We start from the raw sequence: 18181 nt of genomic DNA, 5'->3' as shown, positions 1-18181 counted from the left end.
CTGCGGTCCTCGGGCTCTGCGGTCGTAAGGCCCTGCGGTCGTAAGGTTGTGCGGTCGTAAGGCCCTGCGGTCCCTCGGGCCCTGGGGCCGTGCGGGGTCGTGCGAGGTCGTGCGGGGTTCGGGACTCGGCCGCCGTCAGCGGCCGTTGCCGCCCGGTCAGGCGATCTCGTAGCGGAAGTCGGCCGGGCGGGGCCGTTCGTGGCCGATCATCATGATCAGCAGCGGCACTTCACCGGTCCGGTCGAGCGCCAGCTCCTCGGTGAAGGAGATCGCGTCGAAGCCGAGCGCGACACCGCAGGAGAGCCCGGCCGCGGCGGACGCGGTGTAGACGGCCTGCGAGACGGCGCCGATCACGGCGTTGACCAGCCGGTAGCCGCGGTCGCCGACCGCGTCGAGCACGGCGGTGGTGCGGGCGACGGGCACGATCACCGCCCCCGCCTGCTCCAGGTTGTAGTTGGCGAGGAAGTAGTTGCGCTGGAGGAATTCGCCCGGCGCACCGGCCTTGACCAGCCGCAGCGAACGGTCCTCCCGATCGTAGAGGTAACTGCCCTGCGCGATGCCCGCCACATGGTTGACGAAGACGTAGGCGCGGCTGAGGGGTGGTGCGCCGGGGGTCTCGGTGTCGGTGTCGAGGCTGCTCGCCGCGTCGACCGCGGCCAGTACGGTCGACAGCGCGTCGGCGGGCAGCGGGCGGACGGCCTGGAAGCGGCCGAAGCTGCTGCGCCGGGCCCGCAGCGCCTGCCCGACGGGGGTGTCCAGGGGCCGGGGGGCGGGCAGCGCGGTCCGCTCGCCGCCCTCGGGCACGGGCAGCGCGAGCGCGGTGTCCAGCGTTCCGGGGGCCGGTCGGTCCGCGGCGCCGTCGAGGGTCGCCGCGTGCATCCGGCGTACGGTCTCGAACGTCATGGTGGTGCGGGAGCGCTCCTGGTCGGCGTGGCGGACCCGTGGCGCGGTCGGCGGGTCGCCGGCCGGCAGCGCCGGGGCCGCCGACGGGGCGCCGTCCCAGGTCAGCGGTACGACGGCGAAGACGCCCTCCTCGTCCTGGCCGAGGCCGAGCAGCCGTCCGAGCCGGGCCTCGTCGAACCACAGCGCGGCGCCGATGTGCAGTCCGCGGGCCCGCGCCCAGATCCGCCAGGTCTGGAGCAGCGCGCCGATGTCCATCGTGACGACGTGGTAGCTGAAGCTGTTGTACTTGAAGGCGTTCTGCCAGAAGCGCACGCCGAGGACGAGGAACTGGTCGCAGTCCGCGCCGAGTCGGCCGCCGAGCGCGGCCCGGACCTCCCCCGTGGCGTCCCCGGCGAGCAGCCGCCGCATGTGGTGGTGGGGCGTCGAGTAGTAGTACACGCCGGGTGTGAGCGGGCCGGAGGGGCCGCTGACCCAGTGGACGCCGATCGGGTAGAGGCCGCCGCCCGACGCGGTGCCGCGCGACCAGTTGGCCTGGGTGTACATCGGCAGGGTGCCGAGGTCGGAGTTGGCCTGTACGGCGAGACGCCTGCCGACCAGGCCGTAGGACTCCTGGAGCATCCCCGCGAGCAGCGGCAGGGTGAAGGCGCCGGTGCCGCGCGGGCCGAACAGGCCCTGCTGGACGGTGGCTTCGGCCGGTGCCTCGTCGCGCGGGAGCGGGAAGGTCTCCGCGCCGGGGAAGTGCTTGCCCTTCCTCGGCCGGTCCGCCCAGTCGGGCACGAAGTCGGCGGGTTCCATGGGATACCGGCCCCGCCGGACGATGGCGGTCGCGTACTCATGGGCGAATCCCACGGGCGTTCCTCTCTCGGTCGACGGTCGGGGCTCAGGTCTCAGGGCTCGGGGCTCGGGGCTCAGGTCTCGGGGCTCGGTCGGGGTGTCGGGTCGGGGCTCGATGCTCTGTTTCGGTCTCGGTCTCCGTGAGGCCGCGGGGACGGCGGGCGGCTCAAGGGAACGGATGCGGGGCCTGGTTGAGTTCGTCGGCCGTCAAGTCCCGCTCGCGCAGCCCCGCTTCCCGCAGCGCGGTCCGCGTCCTGCTCATATGGCGTGCGCGTTGGCGGCGCCAGCCGAAGTCGATGGGCAGCAGACCCGGCACGATGACTCCGGCCGTGTGGAAGCCGAGGGCCCGCTGTTCCGGCATGGTCTGGTCGACGGCGATGACGTCGAACCCGGCCTTGGCGACCGCCTCGACGCAGGCGGTGACGTCGTCGGCGAGGTCGTCGGCGGGCGGTACGGCGCCGACCCCGGTCGTGGTGAGGTCGCCCAGCGCCACGCGCGGCCGGTCGTCGCCGCGCAGCAGGAAGTCGGCGTGGACGGCCATCTCGGGCAGCCCGTAGAGCAGCGGGTGGTCGTGCAGCACCTGGACGCGGTCGAAGTCGGCGGCCAGGGCGCGCAGTCGCGGCTCGTCGCGGGCGGTCCTGCGGCGCAGGTTGACCGCGTCGGTGGCGATCTCGCACAGTCCGGCCGCGAGCGCCGCCTCCGGGTCGAGGCCCGCGCCCGCGCCGAAGCAGAGCCGGCCGAGGCCGCCGTCGATCCGTTCCGCGACGGCCGTGACGACCGGGATCGGGAAGGTGACGCGGGTGTCGAAGAACCGGGCCCGGTAGCCGTACATCGCGAGCCGGTCGATCATCGCGCGGGTCTCGGGGCTGCCGCTGCCGCTCGCGTCGATCTCGGGCAGCGGCGCCTTCGCGTACCAGCCGAGCAGGAACGCGTCACGCTCGACGACCTCCATCAGCCCGAAGTACACGGCCTCGGCCAGACTCCCGCCGGACGCGCAGCCGTTGGAGCTCTCCTGCACGAAGCGGTTCTCCAGGCCGCCGGGCGCGTGGTAGTACGCCAGGATCTCCGGTACGAGCACCGGCCGTTGGTCGCGCAGCGACCAGCCCCACACCCACGGGATCGGCCGCTCGGGGTCGAAGGGGCGTACGCCGGGCTCGGCGCGGTGGAAGTCGTCGGTGTACAGGCCGCAGGTGCGCGGGTCCAACACGGCTTCGTCGCTGGCGAGTTCGCTGTACGCGGCGGTGACGTCCGTCCGTTTGCCGCGCGGGCGCATCCCGGCGAAGCGCTCAAGTCCTTCGAGCAGGCCGACGCGTTCGCTGGAGCGGTAGCGCGGGGTGTGGCCGCCCCAGAAGCACTCGCGCAGATAGTCGCCGGATCGCAGGAGGAAGGAGCCGACCGTCGAGGACGTGGACGCCGAGATCAGATCGGGCACGACCGAGGGGCCGAGCATGCCCGCCGCCGGGTTCACGAACGCCTCGAACGGCACGTCGTAGTCGTCCGCGGGCCGCGCCCTGAACACGTCCGGCGCGGGCTTCGGCGACGGCGCGAAGCCGATCCGCGCGCCCTCGGCCGTATCGGCGGCGCGCTCCCCGCACTGGGGGCACTCGGCGTCCGGCACGAAGGCGAAGCGGGTGACGCGCAGGGTCTCCATGTCGACCAGGAACGCGTACGGCAGACGGCTGTCGCCGCCGGTCTTCCCGCCTCCTGCCCCGCCCCGCTGGTGGTGGGCCGCGATGAGCGCGGCGAGGCCGTCGACTCCGAAGGCCGTGGCCCGCGGCGGCCGTCCCGCGGCGCGCGTGCCCGTACCCGTCTCCAGCGCCTCCCGCAGCGCCCGCGCCCGGACGCTCTGCCACCGCCGCGCCAGACACCGCCCGCACCCGGCCCGGCCGCCGGGCGCGAAGGGACCGACGACGGTGTGGTGCCCGTAGACGCGTACGCCGACGGCCTCGGTCGACGGACCGTCGAAGTCGCGCGCGGGCGGCGTCAGTTCGTCACGGACACCGAGCGCGCTGACCGCCACGGCCGGTACGGCCCGCGCCGGGGCCGGACCGGCGACTCCACCGGCCTGACCGCGAGCGCCGGGCGCGCCCATGTTCACAGCCGCTAGGTCTCGCGCCGAGCCACGGTCTTCCGCGACGCCGACGCCGACGCCAACCGCCTGACCACGAGCACCGGGCACCACCGGCGTACCGGTCCCGGCGGGCCCGGCGGCTGGGTCGGCGACTGGCGCGTGGGCCGCCAGGCCGGCGGTGAGGCGATCGGCCAGGGCCGTGCACGCGTCCGCGAGGAGATCCGCGGTCATGGCCGGTCCGGGGCGTTGGTGAGCAGGACGCGGGTGGTGTGGACGCGGCCCGCGGCCAGGTCGGGGGCGTGGGTGGGGGCGGTCAGCAGGTCGCGGCCGGTGGCGCGGAGGCGGTCGGCGACCGTGGGCCAGTCGGTGGCGGCGGCCAGGTCGGCGCGGGTTTCGGCGGTCACCGCGACGGTGCCGGGGGCGAGGTCGGCCAGCAGCGGGTCGCCCGAGTCGGGCGCGCCGCCGACCTGCACGGCGCCGAGCAGGTCGCGTACGGCGTCGAGCGCCGCGTCGCGCCAGCGCACTCCGGCCGCCACCGCCCAACGGGCTTGTCCGGTCGCCGGATCGGCGGCGCGGGCCAGCACGACCGGCAGGACGCGCTCCTCATGGGCGCCGAGGTCGAGGATCTCCAGGTCGACGCCGAGCCCGGCGGCCGAGCGGGCGAGGAAGGTGAGTTCGGCGTCCGCGCCCTCCAACTCGGCGGTGGGGACGTGCTGTACGGCGAGCGATCCGCCGACGGCGCGGCGCAGCGCGTCGTGGGCGAGCGCGGTGAGCACACCTCGGGTGGCGGCCTCGGCCGCGGTGCCGCCCGCGCCGGTGCCCGCGGAGGTGGCCTCCACGATCCGCTCGCGGTTGTCCGGGCCGAACGGCCGCAGCGCCGCCGCGGGCACCAGCAGCGTCTCGCCGCTGAGCAGCGAGGTGGCCGCGCACCAGCGCGGGACCAGCCCGGCCGCGGTGCCGAGTCCGCTGGTGATGCTCAGCGCGGCCGGGTCGACGGACCGCCACTTCCCGCGCGCCGCCTCCAACTCCGCGCCGGACAGGGCTTGTTGGACGGGCACGACGTGCTCCGCGTAGACCTCGGCCGCCCGGTACAGCGCGCGCAGCCGGGCACCCGCGACATGGTGGACGTCGAAGGCGGTGATCTCCCGCCGGGCGCGGTGTCCGGTGCCGAGTACGACGGTGCTGACCTTCAGCGGTGTCTGCGCCCACTCCTCGTCGGCGTACGCCTGGAAGACGCCGGTCCTGCGCTGGACGAGGACGGACCGGCCGGTGATCTCGGCGAGGGCGGCCTGCGCGGCGTCCTCCTCGCCCCCGCCGTCCGAGACGGGTCCGCCGAGCGGCGACGCGGCGGCCCCGACCTCGGCCGCCGACTCGCTGTCCAGGGCGGCCAGTTCGAGCGGGGCGTCCGCGGAGGCCGCGTCCGAGGCCGTGGCGGACTCCGAGGCCGCCGCCGTGCCGCAGTGCGGGCAGCGCGGGTGCGGGAGCAGCGGTTCGGCGACGGTGTCGAGCGAGTCGATGTCCTGGACGAGGAGTTGGTTCTCCGTCTCGGCCGGGAGGACGCCGGTGGTGCGGCGGAAGACCTCGTACGCCAGGAGGTTGCCGATCATCGCGGCGAGCGGTCCGCCGACGACGGGGGCGGCGCTGTCGCGGGGCCCCGCGGGGGCGACCGCGCTCCACAGGTCGGCCGCCGCGCCCGCCTCGCCGTTGGCGCCGAGCCGCAGCGCGGCGCAGGTCCAGCAGCCGGCGGTGTCGGTCGCCATGAGCGGGCCGATGACGACGGACTCGCCGAACGTCCAGGCGGGGAGCAGCAGTCGGCCGGCGGGCAGGCCCGCGTCGAGGAGCCGGGCGATCTGCCGGGGGCCGCGTTCGCCGGTGACCAGGACCGTGTCGTAGCCGTCGAGGTGTTCCCAGCCGTATGTGCCGGGCGCGCCCTCCGCGTCGGCCGGGTCGTCCAGCCAGTCCAGCTCGACCGGGCAGTTCTCGGCGCGCAACGCCCTTGCTTCGTCGAGGACTTCGGCGAAGCGGTTGCCGGGGCTGTCGACGGCGCGCGGCACGGCGACGGCGGCGCAGCCGTTGCGGACGAGGCCGAGGACGGCCCAGCGGGCGAGGGCGTCGTCGCCGAGTACGGCCACGCGGGCCTGCCGGAAGCGCCGGAAGCGGTCGGCGGCGCCGTCGGTGTAGTGGTCGACGTAGTCGATCTGCGCGGCGAAGCGCTCGATGACGGCGGGGTCGAGCGGTTCGGTGTCGCTCGGCGCGGGGACGGCGTCGCGGGCGAAACCACGCGCGTAGAGCGTGCCTACCAGCCGTACCACCATCTCGCGCTGCTTGTCGCCGAGGCCCTGGCAGAGCGCGGCCACGGTGTGGTCGCCGGTCAGGTGCGGGACGATCAGCGTCGCGAAGCGGTAGGCGGAGGGCATGACGACGCTGAAGCCGCCGCGCGCGTTGTGAAAGTGCACGCCGGTCGGGGTCTGCGTGTAGAGCACGTCCCGGCGGATCCGCGGCCGGGTGTCGGCGATCTCGTCATACGGTGACACCATGTCAGTCACGCCTCCGTAGGATGCAGTTCCACGGCGCTCGGCCGCTGCGATGGGGTGGGGGTGTGCCCGGTGCGTCCGGGGGGCGCGGCGCCGCCGACCCCGTCGGCCGCCGCTGCGCGGGTGAACACCCGCAGGAGTTCGTGCATCCGGTAGAGACCGCGCGGACCCTCTTCGAGCAGTCCCGCGCCGACCAGGCTGTCCAGGACGCGACCGCCCTCGACGGGTTCGCCCGCGACCGGGTCGGCGCCCGCGTCACGGACCGCCGCCGGGCCTCCGGATGCCGCCGGGCGCGGGTCGCCGCGGGTCACCGGCCGGCCCTGCGGCGGCGGGCTCTGCTCGGATTCACCGCGCAGGATGGCCAGTTCGAGGCGTTGCAGCCCGGGTCCGGGGTCCACGCCGAGGGCCTGGGCGAGGTGGTTCTTGACCCGCCGGTACTCGGCGAGCGCTTCGGCGCGGCGGCCGACGCGGTACAGCGCTTCCATCAACTGCTCGGTGAACCGCTCGTGCAGCGGGTGGGCGCGGGCCGTCGGCCAGATCTCGGCCACCGCCTCCCGGTGCCGCCCGCATGCCAGTTCGAGGTCGAAGACGCGCTCGATCGCGCGCAGCCATTCCTCGTGCAGCCGGGGCAGTTCGTCGCGGTGCAGCAGGTCGGAGGGGACGTTGGCCAGCAGCGGCGGCTGCCACAGGGCGAGCGCGGAGCGCAGCAGACGCAATTCGGCGTCGGGCTCCTCGGTGGCGTACGCCTGGTCGAGGAGTTCGCGGAACTGCACCAGGTCGAGGGTCGCGGCGTCCGCCGTGAGCCGGTATCCGCCGGGTACGGCTTCGATGGTGTTGCCCGCGATCCCGTATTTGCCGAACAGCCGGCGCAATCGCAGGACGCAACTGTGCAGGGCGGACTTGGCCTGGGCAGGAGTCTCCTCGCCCCAGATGACGCGTTGCAGGAAGTCGGCGGAGACGACGGAATTGGCATTCAGCAGCAATGCGGCCAGGAGTGCGGCGGGCCGCGACGGCTGAAGCACCGCGGATTCGCTGCCGTCGGTGACGGCCAGCATTCCCAGTACCGTGAATCGCGTCTGCGGGACTACCTGCGGCGGCGTATCGCCTTTTGCCGTTGGTAATCCAGCACTATTTTCGAGCGCGTTGGACCAGACCACCAATCCACCATCCCCGTTGCCCCGTTACGACCGCTGTCACACCCGGCGGGAGTGGGCCGGAGTGAGGCAGAATCCCCTGAGGGTCATACCTATTGGCGGTCACCGAGGACAGTACGGCAGCACTCTTTGCCTTGTCCAGGGAAAAATCACGTGACACCGGGTTACCGGTCTGTTAGATGGGGTCGGTGTACCCAAAATGTGAACTCGCTCCCGGAATCGGGACACACCGGACCGTATCCCTCCGGTACGGATGCGAGTAATCGGACATACTTCGCAGTATTGCGGGAGCGTAAAGCGGCATTCCCCTTACCCCTCACCGGGCGGCTTTATGCCCGTCACCCCGAGGTCGACTTTGATTTACGTGTCAAGTTTCTGTCGGATTTTGACCGGGCGTGCGCGCCAGAGGAATAGACCAGCGCCATTCCGTGACACCCGCGCCCGGCCTGAGCTGCGCAGGGTCGCCGCCGACCGGATCGCGCACGGACGCGCGCACGGGAGAAGGCTCGGACGGGCGGCCGGGCGCGGACCGCGGCGGACGGGGCCGCGGAGACTTGACAGCCGCCGAAGGGCTGATTCAATGTTCCACAAGACAGAAAACAACTTCCGCAATACGGAAGGGGCGCACACTAGTGAGCTTCACCGACGCGCGCTTCGATGTGAACCTCTCGATCCTGTTCACCGAACTCCCGCTGCTGGAGCGGCCCGCGGCCGCCGCCGCGGCGGGCTTCGACGCGGTCGAGCTGTGGTGGCCGTGGACCGACGACCCCACGCCGGACCAGGCCCGGCTCGACGGGCTGCGGTCCGCGCTCGAAGCGGCCGGGACCCGGCTCGTGGGCCTGAACTTCTACGCGGGCGAGCTGCCGGGGCCCGACCGCGGCGCGCTGTCGGTGCCCGGCGCCGAGTCGGACCGCTTCCGCGCCAACATCGACGTCGCCGCGGACTTCGCCGCGTCCGTCGGCTGCACCGCGCTGAACGCGCTGTACGGCAACCGGGTCGACGGCGTCGACCCGGCGGTCCAGGACGAGCTGGCGCTGGAGAACCTGGTGCTGGCCGCGCGCGCCGCCCACCGGGTCGGCGCCACCTTGCTCATCGAGGCGCTGAACGCACCCGAGTCACCGCGCTGTCCGCTGGTCAGCGCCCCGTCCGCGGTCGCGGTCGTCGACCGGGTCAACGCCGCCACCGGCCTGGACAACACGCGCTTCCTGCTGGACCTGTACCACCTGTCGATGAACGGCGAGGACCTGCCCGAGGTCATCGACCGCTACGCCGACAGGACCGGGCACGTCCAGATCGCCGACAATCCGGGCCGCGGCGCCCCCGGCACCGGCACCCTCCCGCTGGAGGAGCTGCTCGGCCGCCTGCGGAAGGCGGGCTACACCGGCTGGACCGGTCTGGAGTACAAGCCGGGCGCCGACGGCTCGGGCAACGCCTTCGGCTGGATTCCCGGCAGGCGGCCGCGCCCGTAGACGCGCGAGGAGCGGCGCGCCCCCGGCACGCGGGCCGCGCTCCCGTACCCCACCATCCCCTGAGAGGACCCCATGAGCACCCACCTTCCCAAGGTCGCCTGGATCGGACTCGGCATCATGGGCTCCCCCATGGCAGAGAATCTGATCAAGGCCGGATACGACGTCACCGGTTACACGCTGGAGGCGGCGAAGCTGGAGCGGCTGGCGGCCAACGGCGGCACGGCCGCCGGGTCGATCGCCGAGGCCGTACGGGACGCCGATGTGATCGTCACGATGGTCCCGGCGTCGCCGCAGGTCGAGGCCATCGCGTACGGCGAGGACGGCATCCTGGCGCACGCGCGGTCGGGGGCGCTGCTCATCGACACCTCCTCCATCACCCCGCAGACCTCGGTGGACCTGGCGAAGGCCGCCGCGGACAAGGGCATCCGCGTGCTGGACGCGCCGGTGTCCGGCGGCGAGGCGGGCGCGGTCGAGGCCGTACTGTCGATCATGGTCGGCGGTGAGCGGGCCGACTTCGACGAGGCCAAGCCGCTGCTGGACGCGCTCGGCAAGACGGTGATCCTGTGCGGCCCGCACGGGGCGGGGCAGACGGTGAAGGCCGCCAACCAGTTGATCGTCGCGGTCAACATCCAGGCGTGCGCCGAGGCCGTGGTCTTCCTGGAGAAGTCCGGCGTCGACCTGAACGCCGCCCTTGAGGTGCTCAACGGCGGTCTGGCCGGCTCCACCGTGCTGACCCGTAAGAAGGACAACTTCCTCGCGCGCGAATTCGCGCCCGGCTTCCGGATCGACCTGCACCACAAGGACATGGGCATCGTCACCGACGCCGCCCGTACCGTCGGCGCCGCGCTCCCGGTCGGCTCCGTGGTGGCCAACCTGGTGGCCTCGCTGCGCGCCCAGGGCGACGGCGGCCTCGACCACTCCGCGCTGCTGCGCGGCGTGGAGCGGCTGTCCGGCCTCCCGGTCGAGGACTGACACACCCGATGTCCTGACCCCATGAACTCCGCCCGGTGGTGCGTGACTTGTCCTGTCGCGCCCAAACGCACCACCGGGCGGTACCACCCTCTTGCTCTCTTCGAGCGCGCTCGTCACGGAAGGCCGTCATGCCCTGGCGTACGGGGAGTGCTCCCGGCCGTGGTCCAGGTGCGGCAAACTCCTGCACTATGGGATGTGCACGTTGTCATAGGCACATTCCGCCGCCGCAGACCGGGAGTTGTCCACATGGCAGAGAGGGTGCTCGTGCGCTGTCCGGCCTGCGACCGTGAGCACACGTACACCGCGCCCACCTTCCCGTGCGCGTGCGGTGCGCCGCTCGCGCTCCCGGTGCTGTCCGGGGGCGCGCCCGAGCAGATCGGGCACAAGACGTGGGACGACTCGTGGGTACGGCTGCGGTGTCCCGACTGCGGCCGGGCCGACGAGTGGCCGAAGCCGGAGTTCGACTGCGCCTGCGGCGCCCTGATCCGGCTGCCGTTGGCGGGCGAGGCCGCGCAGGAGGCCGGGGCCGTGCCCGCGGGGGCGCATCAGGCGGATTCGCCGCCCGAGCCCACCGGGCAGGTTCCGCCGCCGCCGACGGACCGGCCGCCGTTCAGGCCGGTCACGATCAGGACCGGCAGGGACGCGCTGACCGCCGCCGCGCAGTTCCTGAAGTGGCTGGGCTTCGGCGGGATACGGCTGGCCGGGGACCGTACGGCCAACGGCATCGACCTGCGCGGGGACGGACTGGTCGCCCAGGTCGACCCGACCACGCAGCCCACCGCGGCCCGTGACGTGGAGTGCCTCTGGCTGAACTGCGCCAACGAGGACGCGGTCGGGGCCTTCTTCTCGCTGGCCGGTTACGCGCACGACGCGCGGCTGCGCGCCGACCAGCTCGGCGTACCGCTGTTCGTGATGGACCTGACCGGCACCCCGCAGCCGGTGAACGACGCGGCGGACGAGTTGATCAGGACGGGCCCCGGCACCCCCGGCTGACCCGCCCCCCCTTTCCCGGCACCTCCGGCTGATCCCCCCTTTCCGGCACCCCCGGCTGACCCGCCCCCCTTCACGGTGCCCCGAGGCGCCCGGCAGCGCGAATTCCCGCGCGCCGGGCGCCTTTTCGCTGCCCGGGACGCCTCTTGACGCGCGCACCGGCACGGCTTACGTTCATTCCATATCGCAGAACTACTTTTCCACATAGCGGAAAGCGTGGAGGGAAGTAGTCGCCGACAGAAGCAGGAGAGGGACCTCATGCCTCGTATGACCGCCGCCCGCGCGGCCGTGGAGATCCTCAAGCTGGAGGGCGTCGACGTCGCCTTCGGTGTGCCCGGGGCCGCGATCAACCCCTTCTACGCGGCGCTCAAGGCGTCCGGCGGCATCCGCCACACGCTGGCCAGGCACGTCGAGGGCGCCTCGCACATGGCCGAGGGCTACACCCGCACCAGCCCCGGCAACATCGGGGTGTGCGTCGGCACCTCGGGCCCCGCGGGCACCGACATGATCACCGGCCTGTACTCGGCGACCGGCGACTCCGTCCCGATCCTGTGCATCACCGGCCAGGCCCCGACCTCCGTGATCCACAAGGAGGACTTCCAGGCGGTCGACATCGCCTCGATCGCCGCGCCGGTCACCAAGGCGGCGACCACCGTGCTGGAGGCCGCGCAGGTCCCCGGCGTCTTCCAGCAGGCGTTCCACCTGATGCGCTCGGGCCGTCCGGGACCCGTGCTGATCGACCTGCCGATCGACGTCCAGCTCACCGAGATCGAGTTCGACCCGGAGACGTACCAGCCGCTGCCGGTCTACAAGCCCGCCGCGTCCCGCGCCCAGATCGACAAGGCGCTCGCGATGCTGCTGGCCTCGCGGCGCCCGCTGATCGTCGCGGGCGGCGGCATCCTCAACGCCGACGCCAGCGACCTGCTGGTCGAATTCGCCGAGCTGACCGGCACCCCGGTCATCCCGACCCTGATGGGCTGGGGCGCCATCCCCGACGACCACGAGCTGAACGCGGGCATGGTCGGCCTCCAGACCTCGCACCGGTACGGCAACGCCACGTTCCTGGAGTCCGACTTCGTCCTCGGCATCGGCAACCGCTGGGCCAACCGCCACACCGGCTACAAGCTCGACGTCTACACCGCGGGCCGCACCTTCGTGCACGTCGACATCGAGCCCACCCAGATCGGCAAGATCTTCGCCCCCGACTACGGCATCGCCTCGGACGCCAAGGCCGCGCTCGCGCTCTTCGTCGAGGCCGCCCGCGAGCTGAAGGCCGAGGGCAGGCTGCCCGACCGCCGCGCCTGGATCGACTCCACGCTGGAGCGCAAGGCGACCTTGCAGCGGCGTACGCACTTCGACGACATCCCGATCAAGCCGCAGCGCGTCTACGAGGAGATGAACCGGGCCTTCGGCCCCGAGACGCGGTACGTCACCACCATCGGCCTCTCGCAGATCGCGGGCGCGCAGATGCTGCACGTCTACCGCCCCCGGCACTGGATCAACTGCGGCCAGGCGGGCCCGCTGGGCTGGACCATCCCGGCCGCCCTCGGTGTCGCCACCGCGGACCCGGACGCGCAGGTCGTCGCCCTGTCAGGCGACTACGACTTCCAATTCATGCTGGAGGAGCTGGCGGTCGGCGCGCAGCACCGGATCCCCTATGTGCACGTGCTGGTGAACAACTCGTACCTGGGGCTGATCCGGCAGGCGCAGATCGGTCTCGACATCGATTTCCAGGTCAATCTGGAGTTCGAGAACGTGAATTCGCCCGAGCTGGGCGTCTACGGCGTCGACCACGTCAAGGTGGTCGAGGGCCTGGGCTGCAAGGCGATCCGGGTCACCGACCCGGCCGAGCTGGGCGCGGCGTTCGAGCAGGCCAAGAAGCTGGCGGCCGAGTACCGGGTGCCGGTGGTGGTCGAGGCGATCCTGGAGCGGATCACCAACATCTCGATGAGCACGACGGCCGACATCAGCAACGTCGTGGAATTCGAGGAGCTGGCCACCGAGCCCGGCCACGCGCCCACGGCGGTCGTGCCGCTGCGGGTCTGAGGCCGACGGGCCCGGCGGGTCTGAGGTCCACGGGCCCGGCGGTCACGGCCCGGCCGTCACGCGGCTTCGGGCCCGCCGGTCACGCTCCTCCGGGCTTGAAGTCCTCCCGCAGCTCCACCTTGCGGATCTTGCCGCTGACCGTCATCGGGAAGGCGTCCATGATCCGCAGGTGGCGCGGCACCTTGAAGTGCGCGAGCCGGTCGGCGCAGAAGTCCTTGATCTCGGCGAGGGTCGGCGGGTCGGCCGGGTCGCGCGGGATCACACAGGCCAGGATCTCCTCGCCGTACCGCTCGTCGGGCACTCCGACCACCTGCACGTCGGAGATCTTCGGGTAGGTGTAAAGGAACTCCTCGATCTCCCGCGGGTACACGTTCTCCCCGCCGCGGATGATCATGTCCTTGATCCGGCCGACGATGGCGAGATAGCCGTCGTCCCGCATCGTCGCGAGGTCGCCGGTGTGCATCCAGCGCCCGGCGTCCACCGCCTCGGCCGTGCGCTCCGGCTCCTCCCAGTAGCCGAGCATCACCGAGTAGCCGCGGGTGCACAGTTCGCCGGGCTCGCCGCGCGGCACGGTGACGCCGCTGACCGGGTCGACGACCTTGACCTCCAGGTGCGGCAGGACCCGGCCGACGGTGGCGGTGCGGTGTTCGAGGGCGTCGTCCATCCGGGTCTGGGTGGAGACCGGCGAGGTCTCGGTCATCCCGTAGCAGATGGACACCTCGGCCATGTGCATCTCGGCCATCACCCGCTTCATCACCTCGACCGGGCACGGCGATCCGGCCATGATGCCGGTCCGCAGCGACGACAGGTCGTAGTCGGCGAAGTCGGGCAGTCCCAGCTCGGCTATGAACATCGTGGGGACGCCGTAGAGCGAGGTGCAGCGCTCCTCCTGGACGGCGCGCAGGGTCGCGGCCGGGTCGAAGGAGGGGGCCGGGATGACGATGCACGCGCTGTGCGTGGTGATGCCGAGGTTGCCCATCACCATGCCGAAGCAGTGGTAGAAGGGCACCGGCAGACAGACCCGGTCCTCCTGCGTGTAGCCGACCGTCTCGCCCACGAAATAGCCGTTGTTGAGGATGTTGTGGTGCGAGAGCGTGGCGCCCTTGGGGAAGCCCGTGGTGCCCGAGGTGTACTGGATGTTGATCGGGTCGTCGCAGCTCAACGTCGCCTCGACGGCGGCGACTTGATCCTCGGACACACCGTCGGCGGCGGCCAGCAGGGCGTCCCAGGTCGGGTCGCCGATGAAGACGACCTCGCGCAGCAGCGGACAGTTGCCGCGCACCTCGCCGACCATCCCGCGGTAGTCGCTGGTCTTGTGGCCGGTGGAGGCGATCAGCACCTCGATGCCGGACTGCCGCAGGACGTAGTCGAGTTCGTGCACGCGGTAGGCCGGGTTGATGTTGACCATGACCGCGCCGATCCGCGCGGTGGCGTACTGCACCAGCACCCACTCGGGGCAGTTGACCGCCCAGATGCCGACGCGGTCGCCCTTGATCACCCCGCGGCCGAGCAGTCCGCGCGCCAACCGGTCGACGTCCGCGCCGAATTGGGCGTACGTCCAGCGCCGCCCGCTCGCCACGTCCACCAGGGCCTCGCGTGCGGGGTGCGCGGCGATCGCCCTGTCGAGATTGCGCCCGATGGTGTCCCCGAGCAACGGCGTCTCCCCTGTCCCGTGCGCGTAGGAGGGCTCGGCGCTCCGGGCCGCCGGGCCGCCCGCCGCGCTCACTTGTAGTCCTCCTCGTGGAATTCGCCGCTCCCGTCGTGCATCGTGCGTTCGCGCAGCTCGATGCGGCGGATCTTGCCGGAGACGGTCTTGGGGAGGTCGGCGAACTCCAGCCGCCTGATGCGCTTGTACGGGGCGAGGACGGCCCGCGAGTGCGCGAAGATCGCCTTGGCGGTCTCGCCGTCCGGGGCCCAGCCCTCGGCGAGGACGACGTACGCCTTCGGTACGGCCAGCCGCAGTTCGTCGGGCGCGGGCACGACCGCCGCCTCGGCGACCGCCTCGTGTTCGAGCAGCGCGCTCTCCAGCTCGAAGGGCGAGATCTTGTAGTCGGACGCCTTGAAGACGTCGTCGGCGCGGCCGATGTACGTGATGTAGCCGTCGGCGTCGCGCGAGCCGATGTCGCCGGTGCGGTAGAAGCCGCCGCCCATCGCCTCGGCGGTCAGCTCGGGCTCGCCCGCGTACCCGGTCATCAGGCCGACCGGCCGGCCCCGCCGCAGGTCGAGGCAGATCTCGCCCTCGTCGCCGGTCTCGCCGGTCACCGGGTCGACGAGCGCGACCGTGTAGCCGGGCGTCGGCCGTCCCATGGAGCCGGCCTTGACCAGTTGGCCCGGGCTGTTGGCGACCTGCACGGCGGTCTCGGTCTGCCCGAAGCCGTCCCTGATCAGCACGCCCCACACCCGCCGTACGTGCTCGATGACCTCGGGGTTCAGCGGTTCACCGGCCGCGACCGCCTCGCGCGGCGGGGTGCCCAGCGCGCTGAGGTCGGCCTGGATCAGCATCCGCCAGACCGTGGGCGGGGCGCAGAAACTGGTCACCCGGGCGCGTGCCATCTCGGCCATCAGCCGGGCGGCGTCGAAGCGCGTGTAGTTGTGCACGAAGACGGTCGCCTCGGCGTTCCACGGCGCGAACAGACTCGACCAGGCGTGCTTGGCCCATCCGGGTGACGAGATGTTGAGGTGGACGTCACCGGGCCGCAGCCCGATCCAGTACATCGTGGCGAGGTGGCCGACCGGGTACGAGAGGTGGCTGTGCTCGACCAGCTTGGGCTTGGCGGTGGTGCCCGAGGTGAAGTAGAGCATCAGCGGGTCGCCCGAGGGGGTCGGCCCTTCGGGTACGAAGCCGGGGTCCGCCGCGTACGCGTCCTCGTAGGAGAGCCAGCCGTCGGGGGCGCCGCCGACCGCGATCCGCGTGTAGTCGCCGGGGACTTCGGCGAATTTCCCGGTGTCCGCGGCGCGTACGACGACGTGCCGGGCGGCGCCGCGGTCGATACGGTCGCGCAGGTCGGCGGGGCCGAGCAGCGGGGTGGCGGGGATGACGACGGCCCGCAGCTTCATGGCGGCGAGCGCGGTCTCCCACTGCTCCGCCTGGTTGCCGAGCATCACCAGGACCCGGTCGCCCGCGCGGACGCCGCGCGCCCGCAGCCAGTTGGCCACCTTCGCGGACCGCTCGGCCATCTCCGCGAAGGAGATCCTGACCTCGGTGCCGTCCTCCTCGACGATCCACAGCGCGGTGCGGTCGTTGTCCTTCGCGATGGCGTCGAACCAGTCCAGCGCCCAGTTGAATTCCTCGGGCTCCGGCCACCGGAAGCCCTCGCGGGCCGCCTGGTAGTCCTCACGGTGCCGCAGCAGGAAGTCACGGGCGGCCCGGAAAGCACCGGTCGCGTCCGTTGCCGCCATCTGTCCTCCTCATCGATGGACCCCTCGGTAGCATCGTGCGGTAGTGACCTGGGTCTCACTACCCCCGGACGGGGGTGAGAGCCGGTGTCCGATTCCGTCCGGCCGGGAGTCACGGGCTCCTGGCCGGGGTGGACGGTCGGGGGCGAGGAGGTGGATCGGGTGGACGGTCAGCGGGGCGAGGCGGTCGAGGTACGGGCCGCGTTGCTGCGAATGCGCAGGTCGGGGCTGTTGCCGGTGGCCTTCGGCGGGCTGGTGACCGGCGCCGCGGGCCAGGCGGGCGGCTACGGCGCCCGGCAGTTCCGTATCTCCGAGATGTCCGGTACCGACACCGAGTCGCTACGGGGCCTCGCCATCACCACCGGCAACGGTCTGGGCGGCAAGACCCTCGCCACGGTCCGGCCCTGCTCGGTCACCGACTACGGCTCGTCCCGCGTGATCAGCCACGAGTACGACCCGCCCGTCGCCGCCGAGGGGCTGCGCTCGGTGCTCGCGGTGCCCGTCGTCGTCCGCCGCCGGGTGCGCGGGGTGCTGTACGGCGCGCTGCGGCAGCCGTACGCCCTGGGCGACCGTCCGCTGTCCGTCGCCCTCGACGCGGTCCGCGAACTGGAGCAGGCGCTGGCCGTACGGGACGAGGCCCAGCGGCTGCTCTCCTTCTGCCAGCAGCCGTTGACCGCCGACCCGCGGGCCTGGGAGCAGGTGCGCGAGGCGCATCTCGAACTGCGCGCGCTGGCCACCCGCATTCCCGATGTGCGGCTGCGGCAGGAACTGCTGTCCGCCTGCGCCCGGTTGGCCTCGGCCGCGGTCCCCTCCGGCGCGGCGTCGCGGGTCCCGCGCCCGGCGCCGCTGACCCCGCGCGAACTGGACGTGCTGGCCTCGGTGGCGTCGGGCGCCACCAACGCGGCGGCTGCCACGCGGCTTCGGCTGCGGCCCGAGACGGTGAAGAGCTATCTGCGGTCCGCGATGCGGAAGCTGGGTGCCCACACGCGCCTCGAGGCCGTGGTCGCGGCGCGCCGCGAGGGCCTGCTGCCCTGACCTCGGGCGGATGAACGGCGGCGTTATTGGGGAGCCTCGGCCGGGGGCCCGCCGTTACGCTCGTCGGACCTGCGGCGCGCCGACGGCGCGGACGGCGGGAGTCGAGGCGTGGAGGGGGACGGGATGTCGGTCGACCGGTTGGCCGGGTTCGCGGCGATGTCGTTGGTGCTGGTGCTGATTCCGGGTCCGAGCGTGCTGTTCGTGCTCGGCCGGGCGCTGGCCCATGGGCGGCGGACCGCGCTGGGCAGTGTGCTGGGGAACGCCACGGGCGCGTATGTGCTGGTGACGGCGGTGTCGGTGGGGCTCGGGGAGATCGTCGCGCGGTCGGTGACGGTGTTCGTGGCGCTGAAGCTGGCGGGCGCCGCGTATCTGGTCTATCTGGGGGTGAAGGCGTTCCGGCAGCGGGGCGCGCTGTCGGCGGCGATGAGCGCGGACGAACCGGCCGGGGCCGCCCGGGGGGATCTCCGTACGCTCTGGGAGGGGTTCGTGGTCGGCGTGACGAATCCGAAGACGATGGTGTTCTTCGCGGCCGTGCTGCCGCAGTTCGTCGACCGGGGCGCGGGGCACGTACACGAGCAAATGCTGCTGCTCGGGCTGGTGTTCACGGTGATCGCGCTGATCTGCGACAGCGTCTGGGCGCTGACCGCGTCGGCGGCCCGTACCTGGTTCGCCCGCTCGCCGCGGCGGCTGGCGGCGGTCGGCGGCACCGGGGGTCTGGCGATGATCGGCCTGGGTGTGACGGTCGCGGTCACGGGGCGCGCCGACCAGTAGGACGGA

Annotated in this window: 12 protein-coding genes; 6 read left to right on the top strand and 6 right to left on the bottom strand. The window is 72.6% G+C overall.

Annotated elements, in window-relative coordinates; translation table 11 throughout:
* Nucleotides 1-156 precede the first annotated feature (156 nt).
* The 4 genes from ACZ4EF_RS09860 to ACZ4EF_RS09845 form a co-directional block, all read right to left on the bottom strand.
* A complete protein-coding gene (locus tag ACZ4EF_RS09860) occupies nucleotides 157-1752 on the bottom strand; it encodes a nitroreductase family protein (RefSeq protein WP_391163597.1) in 1596 nt (531 codons plus the stop codon).
* A 151-nt stretch (nucleotides 1753-1903) separates the two neighbouring features.
* On the bottom strand, nucleotides 1904-3829 hold the full coding sequence (locus tag ACZ4EF_RS09855; RefSeq protein WP_467503963.1) for a TOMM precursor leader peptide-binding protein: 1926 nt from the start codon (nucleotides 3827-3829) through the stop codon (nucleotides 1904-1906).
* A gap of 206 nt (nucleotides 3830-4035) precedes the next feature.
* The gene (locus ACZ4EF_RS09850) at nucleotides 4036-6345 is read right to left on the bottom strand and encodes a TOMM precursor leader peptide-binding protein (protein ID WP_467503741.1); all 2310 of its coding nucleotides are present in this window, start codon (nucleotides 6343-6345) and stop codon (nucleotides 4036-4038) included.
* 5 nt (nucleotides 6346-6350) lie between these two features.
* Entirely contained in the window at nucleotides 6351-7397 is a 1047-nt protein-coding gene (locus tag ACZ4EF_RS09845) for an AfsR/SARP family transcriptional regulator (protein WP_467346409.1), read from the bottom strand.
* Nucleotides 7398-8128: 731 nt separating this feature from the next.
* Between ACZ4EF_RS09845 and ACZ4EF_RS09840 the strand changes: the two genes are divergently transcribed.
* From ACZ4EF_RS09840 to gcl, 4 genes are all read left to right on the top strand, one after another.
* Nucleotides 8129-8965 (top strand): TIM barrel protein, encoded by an 837-nt coding sequence (locus ACZ4EF_RS09840; RefSeq protein WP_467503738.1) that lies wholly within the window; start codon nucleotides 8129-8131, stop codon nucleotides 8963-8965.
* 72 nt (nucleotides 8966-9037) lie between these two features.
* On the top strand, nucleotides 9038-9937 hold the full coding sequence (locus ACZ4EF_RS09835) for a 2-hydroxy-3-oxopropionate reductase (protein WP_355338928.1): 900 nt from the start codon (nucleotides 9038-9040) through the stop codon (nucleotides 9935-9937).
* A gap of 246 nt (nucleotides 9938-10183) precedes the next feature.
* On the top strand, nucleotides 10184-10930 hold the full coding sequence (locus ACZ4EF_RS09830; protein ID WP_391049440.1) for a hypothetical protein: 747 nt from the start codon (nucleotides 10184-10186) through the stop codon (nucleotides 10928-10930).
* Between the two features lie 255 nt (nucleotides 10931-11185).
* A complete protein-coding gene (gene gcl, locus ACZ4EF_RS09825) occupies nucleotides 11186-12973 on the top strand; it encodes a glyoxylate carboligase (protein WP_401311691.1) in 1788 nt (595 codons plus the stop codon).
* Between the two features lie 79 nt (nucleotides 12974-13052).
* Here the strand turns inward: gcl and ACZ4EF_RS09820 are convergent, their stop codons facing one another.
* A complete protein-coding gene (locus tag ACZ4EF_RS09820; protein ID WP_467503736.1) occupies nucleotides 13053-14699 on the bottom strand; it encodes an AMP-binding protein in 1647 nt (548 codons plus the stop codon).
* On the bottom strand, nucleotides 14696-16372 hold the full coding sequence (locus ACZ4EF_RS09815) for an AMP-binding protein (protein ID WP_467503734.1): 1677 nt from the start codon (nucleotides 16370-16372) through the stop codon (nucleotides 14696-14698). The genes ACZ4EF_RS09820 and ACZ4EF_RS09815 overlap by 4 nt, the downstream gene beginning before the upstream one ends.
* A 210-nt stretch (nucleotides 16373-16582) precedes the next feature.
* On the opposite strand from ACZ4EF_RS09815, the gene ACZ4EF_RS09810 reads away from it, so the two are divergent.
* Both ACZ4EF_RS09810 and ACZ4EF_RS09805 read left to right on the top strand, forming a co-directional pair.
* Nucleotides 16583-17404: a helix-turn-helix transcriptional regulator gene (locus tag ACZ4EF_RS09810; protein ID WP_467346559.1), complete on the top strand. Its 822-nt coding sequence runs from the start codon at nucleotides 16583-16585 to the stop codon at nucleotides 17402-17404.
* Between the two features lie 123 nt (nucleotides 17405-17527).
* Nucleotides 17528-18175 (top strand): LysE family translocator, encoded by a 648-nt coding sequence (locus tag ACZ4EF_RS09805; RefSeq protein ID WP_391049584.1) that lies wholly within the window; start codon nucleotides 17528-17530, stop codon nucleotides 18173-18175.
* Nucleotides 18176-18181 lie beyond the last annotated feature (6 nt).

This window comes from Streptomyces sp. NPDC025721, from assembly GCF_055558595.1.
This window is presented reverse-complemented; position numbering and strand designations above follow the sequence as displayed.

Bases quoted from the DNA above. Each gene is read 5' to 3' on its own strand.
- ACZ4EF_RS09855 (WP_467503963.1), bottom strand. From the start codon at position 3,829: ATGGGCGCGCCCGGCGCTCGCGGTCAGGCCGGTGGAGTCGCCGGTCCG.
- ACZ4EF_RS09850 (WP_467503741.1), bottom strand. From the start codon at position 6,345: ATGGTGTCACCGTATGACGAGATCGCCGACACCCGGCCGCGGATCCGC.
- ACZ4EF_RS09845 (WP_467346409.1), bottom strand. From the start codon at position 7,397: ATGCTGGCCGTCACCGACGGCAGCGAATCCGCGGTGCTTCAGCCGTCG.
- ACZ4EF_RS09835 (WP_355338928.1), top strand. From the start codon at position 9,038: ATGAGCACCCACCTTCCCAAGGTCGCCTGGATCGGACTCGGCATCATG.
- ACZ4EF_RS09830 (WP_391049440.1), top strand. From the start codon at position 10,184: ATGGCAGAGAGGGTGCTCGTGCGCTGTCCGGCCTGCGACCGTGAGCAC.
- gcl (WP_401311691.1), top strand. From the start codon at position 11,186: ATGCCTCGTATGACCGCCGCCCGCGCGGCCGTGGAGATCCTCAAGCTG.
- ACZ4EF_RS09815 (WP_467503734.1), bottom strand. From the start codon at position 16,372: ATGGCGGCAACGGACGCGACCGGTGCTTTCCGGGCCGCCCGTGACTTC.
- ACZ4EF_RS09810 (WP_467346559.1), top strand. From the start codon at position 16,583: ATGCGCAGGTCGGGGCTGTTGCCGGTGGCCTTCGGCGGGCTGGTGACC.
- ACZ4EF_RS09805 (WP_391049584.1), top strand. From the start codon at position 17,528: ATGTCGGTCGACCGGTTGGCCGGGTTCGCGGCGATGTCGTTGGTGCTG.